We start from the raw sequence: 13,210 nt of genomic DNA, 5'->3' as shown, positions 1-13,210 counted from the left end.
ATTATGGAAGAGCAGAACAAGCCGCAAGACGAGCAGTCACAAGAGCAGCAAATCCCGCAGCAAGCAGAAGCGGCAAGCGAACCCACTAACGATATGGGCTTTAACGCGCGTATAGACCTAAGCGCCTTAAGTGAGGCCGTAACACAGATAAAAGCAGAGATCGGGAAGATCATTGTTGGGCAAGAGCAAATGGTAGAACTGCTGGTCATCTCTTTACTGGCCAATGGACACTCGCTTATTGAAGGCGTACCGGGAGTTGCCAAAACAGTTACAGCGAAACTACTGGCCAAATCGTTAAATGTGGATTTTAACCGTATACAGTTCACACCAGACCTTATGCCAAGTGATATATTGGGAACTTCAATTTTCAATGTAAAGGATCAAGAATTCGAATTCAAAGCCGGACCCATCTTCTCCAATATAGTTTTGATCGATGAGATAAACCGAGCTCCTGCCAAAACACAGGCTGCACTCTTTGAAGTTATGGCAGAAAGACAGATCACCATAGATGGAGTTCAAAATAACATGAACCGTCCTTTCTTGGTCTTCGCCACGCAGAATCCCATTGAACAAGAAGGTACCTATGCCTTGCCTGAGGCACAACTGGACCGTTTTCTCTTTAAGATCAATGTCGATTATCCGCAGCTAGAAGAAGAAATACTGATTCTACAAAACGAACATAAGCAAGAAGATCACGACCCTTTTGAGGATATCAAACCCGTACTGACGGCCGAAAAGATCATTGGATATCAGCAAACAGTAAAAAAGATCTTAATAGAGGATAACCTGATCAAATACATCGCCGGTTTGGTAAATCAAACCCGTACCAATGCGAATTTGTATTTGGGAGCCTCTCCACGAGCCTCCATAGCCATTATGAATAGCGCCAAGGCAAAAGCCGCTATAGAAGGACGCGACTTTGTAACCCCAGACGATATTAAAACAGTTACCGTACCAGTACTGCGCCATAGAGTAATAGTAACTCCAGAGCGCGAAATGGAAGGCTTTACGGCAGACCGTGTAATTGCACAGATCATAGAAACCCAAGAAATACCTCGATAAGTGCGCAGCTTCTTTAAAAGTCTATATCTGAGAAACCGCTTCTTTGCTGCGCTGATCGGCATAGTGTTGCTCTTTGTGATCTCGTATTTTTACGAAGATCTCTTTGGAGTTGCCCGACTGCTGCTCACTGTACTAGTGGTTTTGACACTACTGGATATGCTTTTATTGTATCGCAACAAAACAGGAATAGAAGCTTCGAGGTCTTTACCAGAGAAACTCTCCAATGGCGATGAGAACGATGTAAAGCTGCAATTGCGCAACAGTTATCGATTCCCGGTGGGTGCTAGAATTATTGACGAACTGCCCAAACAATGGCAAATCCGCGATTTTGAGATCCACACCCAGATCGCATCCGCAGCAGCAAAGGCCATTACTTATCAAGTACGCCCTACCCAACGTGGCGAATATCATTTTGGTAATTTGAATGTGTTCAGTGCAACCATTTTAGGTTTGGTTTGGCGCAGGCAACAATACGACCACAATGCCATGGTGCCCAATTACCCGTCTTTCTTACAACTGAAAAAGTACGAGTTCGTGGCATTTACCAATAAGTTGAAAATGTTTGGCCTCAAGAAGATCCGCAGAATTGGACACACCCTAGAATTCGAACAGATCAAAGATTACGTAAGCGGAGACGATGTGCGCAATATAAATTGGAAGGCCACTGCCAAGAAGAACGACCTGATGGTGAACCAGTATCAGGACGAAAAATCACAGCCTGTTTACTCGGTGATCGATACCGGACGCGTAATGAAGATGCCTTTTAACCAGCTCAGCCTATTGGATTATGCCATTAATGCCACCCTGGTGATCTCGAATATTGTTTTAAAGAAACAAGACAAAGCCGGCATGTTCACCTTTTCGCGCAAGGTGGAAAATCAGATCGTGGCCAAGCAAAGGCGTTCGCAGATGAATTTGATCTTAGAAACGCTTTACAATATCAACACAGACTTTGCAGAAAGTGATTTTTCACGTTTGTACGTGGATATCAAACGCCGGATCAAATCAAGAAGTCTGCTCCTACTCTACACCAATTTTGAGACCTTGGATGCCTTGCACAGACAGCTGCCCTATTTGCAGGCCATTGCTAAAACGCATCTCTTGGTGGTGATCTTCTTTGAGAATACAGAATTGGCTGCCATGGCCAAGGAGTCGGCAGAAACCACTCGGGCTATCTTTCAAAAGACCATAGCGGAAAAATTCATTTATGAGAAAAAGCTCATTGCCAACGAGCTTAAGAAATACGGGATTCAAGCCATACTTACCGCACCCGAGAATCTCACCATAAATACCATTAATAAGTATCTAGAAATCAAGGCGAGAGGACTGCTCTAACAGTTCACCCTGCTTTTTTTACAGTTCGGTCTTTTGTTTTATGTAGGCCGATAGTCCTGCTGCATCTTTGTGCTGTATAACAATAAAAACACACGCCATGTCAGTCAGAAACATCATCTTTACACTAACCTTAATGCTCTTAGGAGCGATCCAATCGGCCTTTGCGCAACAAGAATCCGCAGCAACCGGAATAAGTATCACCGTAACCGTGCCCATGCAAAGTACAGAGGGCAAAGTGATCTTTGGTCTTCACAACGAAGCTACCTTTATGAAAGCGCCACTACAAGGACAGATCAGTCAAATTGTAGACGGAAAAGCAACCGTGACCTTTAGCGGTGTGGCTCCGGGCACTTATGCCGTAATGTGCTTCCACGACCGTAACAACGACGATCAGATGAACTTTCAGGCCAACGGCATGCCGCTAGAAGACTATGGAGTATCTAACAACAATATGGCTATGGGACCTCCTAGCTGGAGCGATGCTAAATTCGAAGTAGGCACGCAAAACCTGGAATTAGAGATCCGCATGTAAATCGCTTCTCTTAGTTTGTAAAAAAGAGATTCCTTGAAAATGGGAATCTCTTTTTTTTTATAAGCAATCTCTAACAGATGGTAGCTTGCAATAAGTTTTAACTATTATCGTATCTTTGCAGCAAAGCAGCAGCATGACCATTACACAGCTTAAATACGTACTCGCAGTAGCGGAACATCAGAATTTTACAAAGGCCGCAGAAAAGACCTTTGTAACGCAGCCTACTTTGAGTATGCAAATACAAAAACTTGAAGATCAATTAGATGTGTTGATCTTTGACCGCACAAAAAAACCGATAGCGCTCACAGAGATCGGCAAGAAAATTGTGCAGCAGGCCAAAAATATTGTCAATGAGGCCGACAGGATCCAAGACATAGTGGATCAACAAAAAGGATTTATAGGCGGAGAATTCAAATTGGGGATCATTCCCACGGTGATGCCTACCCTATTGCCAATGTTTCTCAGAAATTTCACCAACAAATTTCCCAAGGTACACCTCAAGATCGAAGAGCTCAACACAGACGATCTGATCCAGAAATTAGACGAAGGCCACCTAGATGCGGGAATCGCTGCCACTCCGCTTTTGCAAGAGAATATCAAGGAACGGGTACTCTATTACGAGCCTTTTGTTGGCTATATTCCGCAGCAACACCGCTTGGCCAGCACGAGCCGCATTACCATTGGCGATTTGAACATAGATGATATCTTGCTTTTAGAAGATGGTCACTGCTTTAGAGATGGTGTTATTAACCTATGTAAATCGGCTAAAACGAACTTAGACGACCGTTTTCAAATAGAGAGTGGAAGTTTTGAAACCCTCGTAAAACTCTCAGAAGAAGGGATGGGCATGACCTTATTGCCCTATCTACACACCTTAGATCTGGGCGAAAAGCAAAAGGCCAACCTACATCACTTTAACGATCCTGCTCCCGCCCGAGAGGTGAGTTTGATCTATCCAAAGAGTGAGCTTAAAATACAGATCATAGACGCCATGTTCGATGTGATCTCTGGTGTTGTACGTGGGGCAATTGCTTATCAGGACGTGCAGATCATCAGTCCGCTACCTAACAACAAGAAATAAATAAACTCATAGCTTCACAGGCTGCAAGTGAAGTTCGTGATGAGGGCTTAAAAAGCAAGGAAACAACTACTTTGGAAATTTTACGCGTAGCAGCGCTACGCAAAAATTGAAAAGTAGTTTAAAATTGTTGAAGCAGCTGTTTAAGTCCGTAATAGAACTTTACCGCAGGTTATGAAGCATTAAAAAAGCCTCTTTAGCAGAGGCTTTTTTTTATGGGTTTAAATAAATAAGACATTGATTTAATTCAGGGTTCTGCTTGATCAGTGAATTTACCCAAATTCGGAGTTCCTCAATTTCATGGGGAAGCAATCTATTCATTGCTTTTTTTAACTCTTTGCAGAACAACTGCGGATCAAAGCTGACCTTAGCCAGCACCGCTTTGGTGTAATCAAACATCGCTCTTGCCATAGTTTAATTTAATTAAGTTAGGGTAAAAAGCGTAATGATGTTGCAATAGGCGTTTTGTTTAATCTTGACCTCAAGATAATAAAAAATTCAATATAGAAATTCACTTTAAAGTCAGTTTTAACACCAATATTGCCATTTTTTAAGACTAAAATAACAGTTTGCCTCGCCCTTAGAAGCTGCGGTCTCCGTCTAAGAGATCGCCTAAACCACCGAGTATACTGCCTTCTCCTTTATCCTTACCACCTCCTCTAGGAGCTGCTGCCCAAACACGACCAGCCAAACGGCTAAAGGGCAAAGATTGAATATATACCGTGCCCGGCCCTGTTAAACTAGCAAAGAACATGCCTTCTCCTCCAAAGATGGTATTCTTGATACCGCCAACAAACTCAATGTCATAGTCTACAGTTTGGTCAAAACCAATAATACAACCTGTATCTACTTTGAGTTTCTCCCCAGGACGCAGCTCTTTTACTGCTGTAGTTCCCCCTGCATGTACAAAGGCCAATCCGTCTCCTTCTAGCTTTTGCATGATAAAGCCTTCTCCACCAAAGAGGCCACGGCCTAGCTTCTTAGAGAATTCAATGCCGACGGATACACCTTTGGCCGCACAGAGAAAGGCGTCTTTTTGACAGATGAACTTACCGCCTTGCTTGGCCAGGTCTATAGCAATGATCTTACCTGGGTAAGGCGAAGCAAAGCTCACTTTGCGTTTGTCATAGGCATTGTTCAGGTAGGCTGTCATAAATAGGCTCTCTCCAGTAAGCAAGCGTTTACCTGCTCCCCAAAGCTTTCCCATAAAACTCTTGTCTTGTTTAGAACCGTCGCCAAAGATGGTTTGCATCTCAATCTCGGTTTCCATCATCATTAGGCTGCCTGCCTCTGCAATTACGGATTCGTTTGGGTCGAGTTCTATCTCGACATATTGCATTTCCTCTCCGTAGATATGATAATCAATTTCGTGTGCTGTCATATTGAATGTTTGGTTTATTCAATTAGTGTAAGTAGCACAAGATTGTTACACCTATATATATTATTTAGATGTTAAGGCTGAGGGTACTCGTTAGGATCGCAGCTTTACCGTCCACTCAAAATCGAAAGAAGAGACTACGACACCATCGCGGTTGGTACCTTCTGCATGCATCCAACAGGTTTGCCCTTCTCCGCTTGCTATTGCTTTTTGGATTGCTTGACGAATCGCAAGGCCATCGTTACAGGTAAAGGTGATTCTCCCCTTTGCCTTTTTACTGAAGTTGGCTTTGTTGTTAGCCACTAACATAGAAACCGGTTTTCCATGGACCTTGATCTCATCCATGACTAAGGCTCCTGTAGCTAGCTCCGCAGCCATTCCTTGAACGGCCCAAAACATAGAATTGAATGGATTTTGATTGATCCACCTGTGTTTTACAGTCGTTGTACAGCTCTCTTGGGAAATACTCTTAAGCCGGACTCCTGTCAAAAATGCGGAGGGTAATTTCAAGGCGATAAAAGTGTTGATCTTTCCTGGAGTTAGCGGCATAGCAAGGGATTAAAGCGCTAAGATAAGCATTCTCGGCACAATTCAATCTCCAGTTAATTTTGTTAAAAAAATGTTAATATTAGGTACTATGCGTAACAAAGTACTGTTTTTTAAACATATATTTGCATAAGAAAATAACAAGCAATGGACAATACTGGCTTATCAAAAAATGACAAATCGTTGGGAATGGCAATCCACCTAGCGACCTTTTTAAAGTACTTTTTCCCATTCGGAAACTTTATTGGTCCTTTAGTATTATGGACCACAAACAGAGAAAAAGCTTTTATTGATCACCACGGACGGGAGGCTATCAACTTTCAGCTAAGTCTATTACTCTATGGCGTAATCATCGCCGCAGTATGTCTTCCGTTCGTGTTCTTTCACGCTGGAGACTTTATAAGCATCTTAGAGCAATTGGACGATGCCTATTACAGAAGTCGCTCGGTCAACGCCAATGAATTGGGCGGATACTTGACTGTGATCTTCTTAGCGGTACTGCTCGCGTTCTGCATCTTTATTTTTGAGATCTACGCGGTGATCACGGCTGCTATGAAAGCAAACAATGGAGAACTGTATCGCTATCCCCTATCCATTCGATTCATCAGAACAGAAAACGACACTATGACACCGGCAACTGCTGGGGCTGCAGAAGCTACCGCAGAAACCGATCAAGAAGTCGACTTTACAGAACAATCATCATCAAACGAACAAAAATCATCAGAAAATGAGCAGTCTAGTTAATATGGTCATGGCCGCAGTATTAAACCTAATGGGGCCCGCTGCACCTGCATTTCCTGCAGTCGACAATGCAAAGACCATCGAAGCGGTTGTTGAGCAATCGGTGCAGATCGATTGTGTAGCAACTACCATCCGCTTCGGAACCGAGAATTGTTAATTCTCATTAAACGAAAAGAACATGAAAATTGAGAACACAAAAGCACAAATGAGAAAAGGCGTACTGGAGTTTTGCATCCTGTCCATACTTAGAGACGGCGAGGCTTACACTTCAGATATCCTGGACGCATTGAAAGAGGCAAAGATGCTGGTCGTAGAAGGGACGATTTACCCTTTGTTAACACGGCTTAAAAATGCCGGATTGCTTTCCTATCGCTGGGAAGAGTCCACCAGTGGGCCACCTCGTAAATATTATGAACTAACCGAAACCGGTAAGCTGTTCCTCAAGGAACTCAACAACACCTGGGACGAGCTGCAAGACGCAGTGAATACAGTAATTAGCGTAAAATCAACAAAATGAAAAAGACAATCAATATAAATTTGGGCGGAACCTTTTTCCACATTGACGAGGATGCCTTTGCCAAGCTGAATCGCTATCTGGATGCCATCAAAAAATCCTTTACCGATCCTCAGGGACAGGATGAGATCATCCGCGATATAGAAGCCCGAATTGCCGAACTATTCGCAGAGAAAAGAGATTCTGTCTCTCAGGTGATCTCTATAAAAGAACTAGACGAGGTTATTACCGTTATGGGCCAGCCAGAAGATTATATGGTAGACGAAGAGATCTTTGACGATGCTCCACCAAAACAACAGCGCCAACGCCAGTATCAGCAGCGTACCAGCTATAAGCAGCTCTTTAGAGATGTAGACAATAAATTCATTTCTGGTGTGGCTGCCGGATTGGGTCACTATTTGGGGATCGATACCATTTGGGTACGTCTGCTTTGGATCTTGCTAACCGTTTTCTCTAGCGGATTCTTCTTAGTCGTATATATCTTATTCTGGATCTTGGTTCCAGCTGCCGAAAGCACTGCAGATAAATTGACCATGCAGGGCGAAGCGGTGACAATAGAGAACATTGAAAAAAAGATTAAGGACGAGTACGAACGCGTCGCCGATAAGGTAAAAGATGTCGATTTCGATGGTGCGGCAAAACGTGCCAAATCTGGAGCTTCTAGCTTTTTTGACGGCTTAGGAAGTGTTTTCAGCGTCTTTTTTAAGATCATTTTCAAGTTCATCGGGATCATTTTACTAATCACAGCGATCTCTACCTTGGTAAGCCTTATTGTGAGCATGTTCTCTTTGGGATCTGTGAGCTTTTGGGGCAGCGACCTGACCGATTACATCGGCGTGGTGAACACCTCTGGTGCACCGATCTGGTTGATCTCAATCTCGGTTCTATTGGCCGTTGGGATCCCATTCTTTGTGTTGTTCCTTTTGGGATTGAAGATCCTTATTCCGAATATCAAATCAATAGGGACTCCAGCTAAGATCACCCTAGGAGTGGCTTGGATAGCAGCTGTGATAATGATGGGGATCTTTGCCATTCGCGAGGTGACCGAGATAAGCAACGAAGGAAGCGTCAAAACGGTAAACCCATTGGCCGTAGCAGTAAACGACACCCTACGCTTAAAAATAGTCTCCAATGAAGATTTTGAATACCGCGCCAACAGAAGCGGTGGCTTTGAGATCAAAAGAGACGAAGACGGAAACCGTGTCATTTACAGTAATGATGTGCGCTTAATAGTGCGTTCTACCAGTAAACCAGAAGGTAGAATTAGTATAGAAAAAACTGCAAATTCTACAGACTATCAACGTTCTAGGGAGTATGCCGAGCGTATCAATTACAACTATGAGCTCAAGGGGAACACCTTGTACCTGGACGGTTATTTCTTGGTCGATGTGGCCGATAAATACCGCGACCAAGAAGTAGAAGTGATTGTGTATCTGCCAGAAGGATCTGTATTGTTTGCAGACAAGAATACACGCAGTTTCCACTCCAACAGCTCCTACTATGACGATATTCTAACTCGTGGAGATGAAGAATACTTCCTCCGCATAGAAAAAGGAAAGACAACATGTCTGAACTGTCCAGATGGTCGGGAATCTAACTACAACGGTGACAGAACCACCAGTGGTTGGGATGATGACGACTGGAGCAGCGACGATTGGACCGACGACGACTGGGGCAATAGCGATACTTGGGTAGACGATGTGGAGCAATCCACAGAAGCTACAGAGAGTGAGCAAGCAACCTCAACGGATTCTACTGCAACGCAATCCGCAGTGGTAAACGATAGCATTAACAATTCATCAAATCAATAACAACTAAATCTTTAAACGTATGCGACTTTCAATTTTAGCAATTTTAACAGCCTTTACCCTAAGTTCCTGCAACTTTGACCTAGTGGTCAATGCAGAGAACGGCAATGGCGATGTAGTGACCAAGACGCGCAACCTGGACGACGATTTTACCGGAGTCAGAGGATCTAGCGGGCTGGATGTCTTTTTAGAAGAAGGCTCAGAGAACAAAGTGGTGGTAGAAGCAGATTCTAACCTACACGAATACATCGAGACTGAAGTGAGTAACGGTGTATTAAAGATCAGAACGACCAAGAACATCAACCGCGCAAAGAGCAAGAAGGTTTATGTGACCTATACCAGTTTGAATAGTGTTGAGGCCAGTAGTGGTGCTGATGTCATTGCCAGCGATATTATTAGAGCTGAAAAATTGGACCTAAGCAGTAGCAGTGGCGCAGATCTGGAATTAGAGATCGACGCTCGAGAGGTAATGGTAAAATGCAGCAGCGGAGCCGACATTAAAGTAACCGGGCGTGCCAAATATCTTACTGCAGATGCCTCTAGTGGCAGCGATATCAACGCGCGTAATTTGGAAGCAACCAAGGTACGTGCCGAGGTTTCTAGCGGTGCAGACATTGTAGTCAACGTGATTGAAAGCTTAGATGCCAAAGCCAGCAGTGGCGGGGATATCAAGTACTACGGAGACCCAATGACCGTTAACAAAAAAGACGGAAAATCTAGCGCTATTCGCAAGATGTAGCGCCTAAAGTAATGAGCGACATTACTCCATAACGCTCATTCATACGTTGAAGTGGACCGCTACAGCTGTGGCGGTCTTTCAATTTAATACATCAATCAACCACTATGAAAACTATTAAACTGCTACTTATTCTGCTCGTTCCAGCCTTGAGTTTTGCACAACTAGCCCCTCAAGATGAACATTACCAAATGATCATGGCCAAAGACAGTCTGCTCTTTGAACTGAGCTTTAACCAATGCCAAAATGAAGTACTTCAAGATCTGATCAGTGAAGATTTTGAATTCTACCACGATCAAGGGGGAATCACCAAAGGCAAACAGCCTTTTATTGAGTCTATTGATAAGAACATCTGCAACTTTCCCGGTCGTAAAAGCCGCAGAGAATTGGTTGCAGGATCAACAAAGATCTATCCGCTCTATCAAAACGACGGAACCCTATACGGTTTACTCCAAAAAGGAGAACATAAATTCTATTTCAGCATGAATGGTGGCCCGGAGCAAAAAGGCGCCATTGCCCTTTTCTCCCACCTTTGGATCAAAGAAGGAGAAAACTGGATGCTACAGCGGTCATATAGTTATGACCACAAACCACAACAATAAAAAAGCCGCTTTTAAAGCGGCTTTTTTATTGGATTGAATATCTAATTTAAGAAGCTACCGTATGCTCGCTTTCTACAGCAGCTAAATAACGTTCGGCGTCTAAAGCAGCCATACATCCTGTACCTGCTGCCGTTATGGCTTGTCTGTAAACGTGGTCTGCGGCATCTCCAGAAACAAATACACCGGGAACATTGGTATGGGCTGTTCCAGGTTTGTTAATGATATATCCCGTCTCGTCCATATCTAACCAACCTTTAAAGATGTCAGTATTGGGCTTGTGACCAATAGCCACAAAGAATCCGGTTGCCGGAATATCATGAGTAGCACCTGTTAGATTGTTCTTAACACGAACTCCAGTAACCACTTGTCCATCTCCCAAGACTTCTTCGGTCTCTGTGTTATAGAGGATCTCGATGTTCTCCGTGTTGCGAACACGGTTCTCCATGATAACAGATGCTCGGAACACTTCACGTCGCACCAACATGGTCACCTTTTTACACAGTTTAGAAAGATAATGTGCTTCTTCACAAGCAGAGTCCCCTGCTCCAACGATCACAACCTCTTGGTTGCGGTAAAAGAAACCGTCGCATACAGCACAGGCAGAAACACCGCCCCCGAGGTTCAAATATTTTTGTTCGGACTCCAAGCCGAGGTACTTGGCAGAAGCTCCAGTACTAATAATGATGGTATCTGCGTGGATCTCTGTAGTTTCGTTGACCCACACTTTATGCACAGGACCCGTAAAATCTACCTTGGTGATCCAGCCGTCACGTACGTCTGTACCAAATCGTTGGGCCTGCTTTTGTAATTCTATCATCATTTCTGGGCCAGTGATCCCGTCTGGGTAGCCTGGAAAGTTCTCCACATCGTTTGTGGTAGTAAGTTGACCTCCTGGCTGCATTCCCTGATAAAGCACTGGGAACATATTGGCTCGAGAAGCATATATGGCTGCGGTATAACCTGCTGGTCCGGAGCCAATGATCAAACATTTAACGCGTTCTATAGTATCTGACATTTCATTCTGATTTGATACAGTAAAAGTAGTAGATTCAAGGGAATCCTTACAGGAAAGTTATCAAGATTGTTGATAACCTTATTGTGCCCTTTTACTATTGAATTTAGGCCAAAATCTACCTGTTAATCTTTGGTATTTGGAATAACTGGAATAGCGTTGCACCAACAACTCTTCTTCATAACTCGACTTGAAGTAAAACACCAAATTAAGCATCAAGGTAATTAGGAATTTTTCTAAGGATGCCGCATAGATCGCATAAGAGTACAAACCGATAAGAATGCCCAAGTAAATTGGGTGACGCACGTATTTGTAGATACCGTTCTGAATGAGCTCCGAATTCTTGCGAGGCGATGGGAACGGGCTCAAATTATCGCTCAGGTTGATAATCCCAAGTATTACCACAATAATCCCCAGGGCAACACCTGCACTCGCGGCATGTCGAAGCAGCTGTGGTGTCTCAAATTCCAGGAGTCCCCAGTTCAATAAATAACAAACAAATAGTAAGAATTGAACCAGGACAAAAAGAACATCCTTCTTCAAAATAGGAACTGTCTAGTATCAAAAGTTGCTGAGCAAATTTACAGAAATTACTTACAAGACAAAATAAATTCGATCTACGGATTTAACCTGATCTGAATTTTTTGAATTTTTTTTGCGACATTTTTAAAAGGCTTCCGTTTATACTACAACCAACAAGCAGAGCGTGACAGATAGCAAACCATTGATCAAAGCTTGCCAAGCAAATTCTTACAGTGCACAGCTGCAGGTGTTCAACACCTATAAGGAACTGCTTTACACAGCGGCGATACGAATTCTGAAACGCCCTAGTCTGGCCCAAGATGTTGTCCAAGAAGCCTTTATAAAAGGATTTCAGCGCATCGGAGATCTTGGCGAAGACAGTAACCTTGGCGCCTGGCTTTATAGAATAGCCACCAATTTGGCTATAGACGCCTTGCGCAAGGAACATCGTTTTGACTGGCAAGATGAAGAAGATGCCTCTTTCGCCTTGAGTCATGAGGAGGATGAATTCGACGAGGAATTGCCTTTACAATTGATGCGTCAAGCCTTGGAGGAACTTAAGGAGCAGCATCGAATAGTAGTGGTGCTCTATGCCATAGAAGGTTATTCGCACAGCGAGATCGCCGAACATTTAGAGTTAAAAGAAAGTACTGTACGCAATCAGTACAGACGCGCTAAAATCGCCCTTAAAAAGGCCATAGAACAAAAATTAAAGACATGTCCTTAGAAAAACAATTAGAACGCTTGAAGACAGAAAATCCTTTAAACACCTGGCCCGACGAGCAGGACGCTGTTTTCGCTAAGCGCTTAAAAGACGAGTTGCATTCAGAGCGATCAAAAAACCGTTCGCTGTGGTGGTATGCTGCGGCCGCTGTACTATTGATCGGACTCTTAAGTAGTCCCTTCTGGTTTAGTGGGCCTGAAGTGGATCCGGCTAAACAACAAATGTTGGAGCAAATCGCGGCCATGGAATATCCCAGTGAACAACTTGAAGCTATAGCCGCATATAGAGCTAAAAACGACAATGCAGCCGACGCCAACTTTAAAGAAGTATTGCTCTCTTTGCTCCATGAGCAGACACAAACCAATGTAAAAATCGAAGCCATTTCTGCCTTGCAAGGATTTGGACAAGAGCAAGAAGTTAGAGACGCGCTACTACTCGCCTTACAAAAGGAATCCGAAGCATTGGTGCAAATAAAACTCATAAAAACACTAGCGGAACTCAAGGAAACAAGAGCCACAGATCCGCTGGAACAAATCGTAGCAGACCGCAACCAGGAAGCCGCAGTGCGCAATACGGCTTCTCTGGCGGTGGCTGCTTTTAATAATCAATAAAACTTCATC

At 43.6% G+C, this 13,210-nt stretch carries 17 protein-coding genes; 12 read left to right on the top strand and 5 right to left on the bottom strand.

Going from position 1 to position 13,210, the window contains the following annotated elements; translation table 11 throughout:
• Positions 1-3 precede the first annotated feature (3 nt).
• The 4 genes from AC0J2F_RS12060 (at position 4) to AC0J2F_RS12045 (ending at position 4,010) form a co-directional block, all read left to right on the top strand.
• Complete coding sequence (locus tag AC0J2F_RS12060; protein WP_473007865.1) at positions 4-1,062, top strand: AAA family ATPase; 1,059 nt, start codon at positions 4-6, stop codon at positions 1,060-1,062.
• Positions 1,063-2,397, top strand: a complete 1,335-nt coding sequence (locus tag AC0J2F_RS12055) for a DUF58 domain-containing protein (RefSeq protein ID WP_473007864.1) — start codon at positions 1,063-1,065, stop codon at positions 2,395-2,397.
• 97 nt (positions 2,398-2,494) lie between these two features.
• A complete protein-coding gene (locus tag AC0J2F_RS12050; RefSeq protein WP_374960081.1) occupies positions 2,495-2,929 on the top strand; it encodes a DUF2141 domain-containing protein in 435 nt (144 codons plus the stop codon).
• 133 nt (positions 2,930-3,062) lie between these two features.
• A complete protein-coding gene (locus AC0J2F_RS12045) occupies positions 3,063-4,010 on the top strand; it encodes a LysR substrate-binding domain-containing protein (RefSeq protein ID WP_374960082.1) in 948 nt (315 codons plus the stop codon).
• A 210-nt stretch (positions 4,011-4,220) separates the two neighbouring features.
• Here AC0J2F_RS12045 and AC0J2F_RS12040 read toward each other — a convergent pair whose 3' ends face one another.
• From AC0J2F_RS12040 to AC0J2F_RS12030, 3 genes are all read right to left on the bottom strand, one after another.
• Positions 4,221-4,418 carry a hypothetical protein gene (locus AC0J2F_RS12040; protein WP_087522897.1) on the bottom strand — a complete coding sequence of 66 codons (198 nt, stop codon included), beginning with the start codon at positions 4,416-4,418 and terminating at the stop codon, positions 4,221-4,223.
• A gap of 169 nt (positions 4,419-4,587) precedes the next feature.
• Positions 4,588-5,388: a TIGR00266 family protein gene (locus tag AC0J2F_RS12035; protein ID WP_087522898.1), complete on the bottom strand. Its 801-nt coding sequence runs from the start codon at positions 5,386-5,388 to the stop codon at positions 4,588-4,590.
• A 90-nt stretch (positions 5,389-5,478) separates the two neighbouring features.
• A complete protein-coding gene (locus AC0J2F_RS12030) occupies positions 5,479-5,934 on the bottom strand; it encodes a DUF4442 domain-containing protein (protein ID WP_374960083.1) in 456 nt (151 codons plus the stop codon).
• A 144-nt stretch (positions 5,935-6,078) separates the two neighbouring features.
• Between AC0J2F_RS12030 and AC0J2F_RS12025 the strand changes: the two genes are divergently transcribed.
• The 6 genes from AC0J2F_RS12025 (at position 6,079) to AC0J2F_RS12000 (ending at position 10,332) form a co-directional block, all read left to right on the top strand.
• Complete coding sequence (locus tag AC0J2F_RS12025) at positions 6,079-6,675, top strand: DUF4870 domain-containing protein (protein WP_374960084.1); 597 nt, start codon at positions 6,079-6,081, stop codon at positions 6,673-6,675.
• Complete coding sequence (locus AC0J2F_RS12020) at positions 6,659-6,829, top strand: hypothetical protein (RefSeq protein ID WP_157663393.1); 171 nt, start codon at positions 6,659-6,661, stop codon at positions 6,827-6,829. The genes AC0J2F_RS12025 and AC0J2F_RS12020 overlap by 17 nt, the downstream gene beginning before the upstream one ends.
• Positions 6,830-6,850: 21 nt before the next feature.
• Complete coding sequence (locus AC0J2F_RS12015) at positions 6,851-7,189, top strand: PadR family transcriptional regulator (RefSeq protein WP_087522901.1); 339 nt, start codon at positions 6,851-6,853, stop codon at positions 7,187-7,189.
• Positions 7,186-8,997, top strand: coding sequence for a PspC domain-containing protein (locus tag AC0J2F_RS12010; RefSeq protein ID WP_473007863.1), 1,812 nt, complete (start codon positions 7,186-7,188; stop codon positions 8,995-8,997). Before AC0J2F_RS12015 ends, AC0J2F_RS12010 begins: the two co-directional genes overlap by 4 nt.
• 19 nt (positions 8,998-9,016) lie before the next feature.
• The gene (locus tag AC0J2F_RS12005) at positions 9,017-9,733 is read left to right on the top strand and encodes a head GIN domain-containing protein (protein ID WP_473007862.1); all 717 of its coding nucleotides are present in this window, start codon (positions 9,017-9,019) and stop codon (positions 9,731-9,733) included.
• Positions 9,734-9,837: 104 nt separating this feature from the next.
• On the top strand, positions 9,838-10,332 hold the full coding sequence (locus AC0J2F_RS12000) for a nuclear transport factor 2 family protein (protein WP_473007861.1): 495 nt from the start codon (positions 9,838-9,840) through the stop codon (positions 10,330-10,332).
• Between the two features lie 46 nt (positions 10,333-10,378).
• Here the strand turns inward: AC0J2F_RS12000 and trxB are convergent, their stop codons facing one another.
• Both trxB and AC0J2F_RS11990 read right to left on the bottom strand, forming a co-directional pair.
• Positions 10,379-11,347 carry a thioredoxin-disulfide reductase gene (gene trxB, locus AC0J2F_RS11995; RefSeq protein WP_473007860.1) on the bottom strand — a complete coding sequence of 323 codons (969 nt, stop codon included), beginning with the start codon at positions 11,345-11,347 and terminating at the stop codon, positions 10,379-10,381.
• 78 nt (positions 11,348-11,425) lie between these two features.
• Positions 11,426-11,887 carry a methyltransferase family protein gene (locus AC0J2F_RS11990; RefSeq protein WP_473007859.1) on the bottom strand — a complete coding sequence of 154 codons (462 nt, stop codon included), beginning with the start codon at positions 11,885-11,887 and terminating at the stop codon, positions 11,426-11,428.
• A gap of 163 nt (positions 11,888-12,050) precedes the next feature.
• On the opposite strand from AC0J2F_RS11990, the gene AC0J2F_RS11985 reads away from it, so the two are divergent.
• Positions 12,051-12,593, top strand: coding sequence for an RNA polymerase sigma factor (locus AC0J2F_RS11985; protein ID WP_473007858.1), 543 nt, complete (start codon positions 12,051-12,053; stop codon positions 12,591-12,593).
• Complete coding sequence (locus tag AC0J2F_RS11980) at positions 12,584-13,201, top strand: HEAT repeat domain-containing protein (protein WP_473007857.1); 618 nt, start codon at positions 12,584-12,586, stop codon at positions 13,199-13,201. Before AC0J2F_RS11985 ends, AC0J2F_RS11980 begins: the two co-directional genes overlap by 10 nt.
• Positions 13,202-13,210: the final 9 nt, after the last annotated feature.

It is taken from the genome of Gilvibacter sp. CC01, assembly GCF_055755295.1.
Note: the sequence above shows the minus strand (reverse complement) of the source record. Positions and strands in the feature narration are given on the sequence as shown.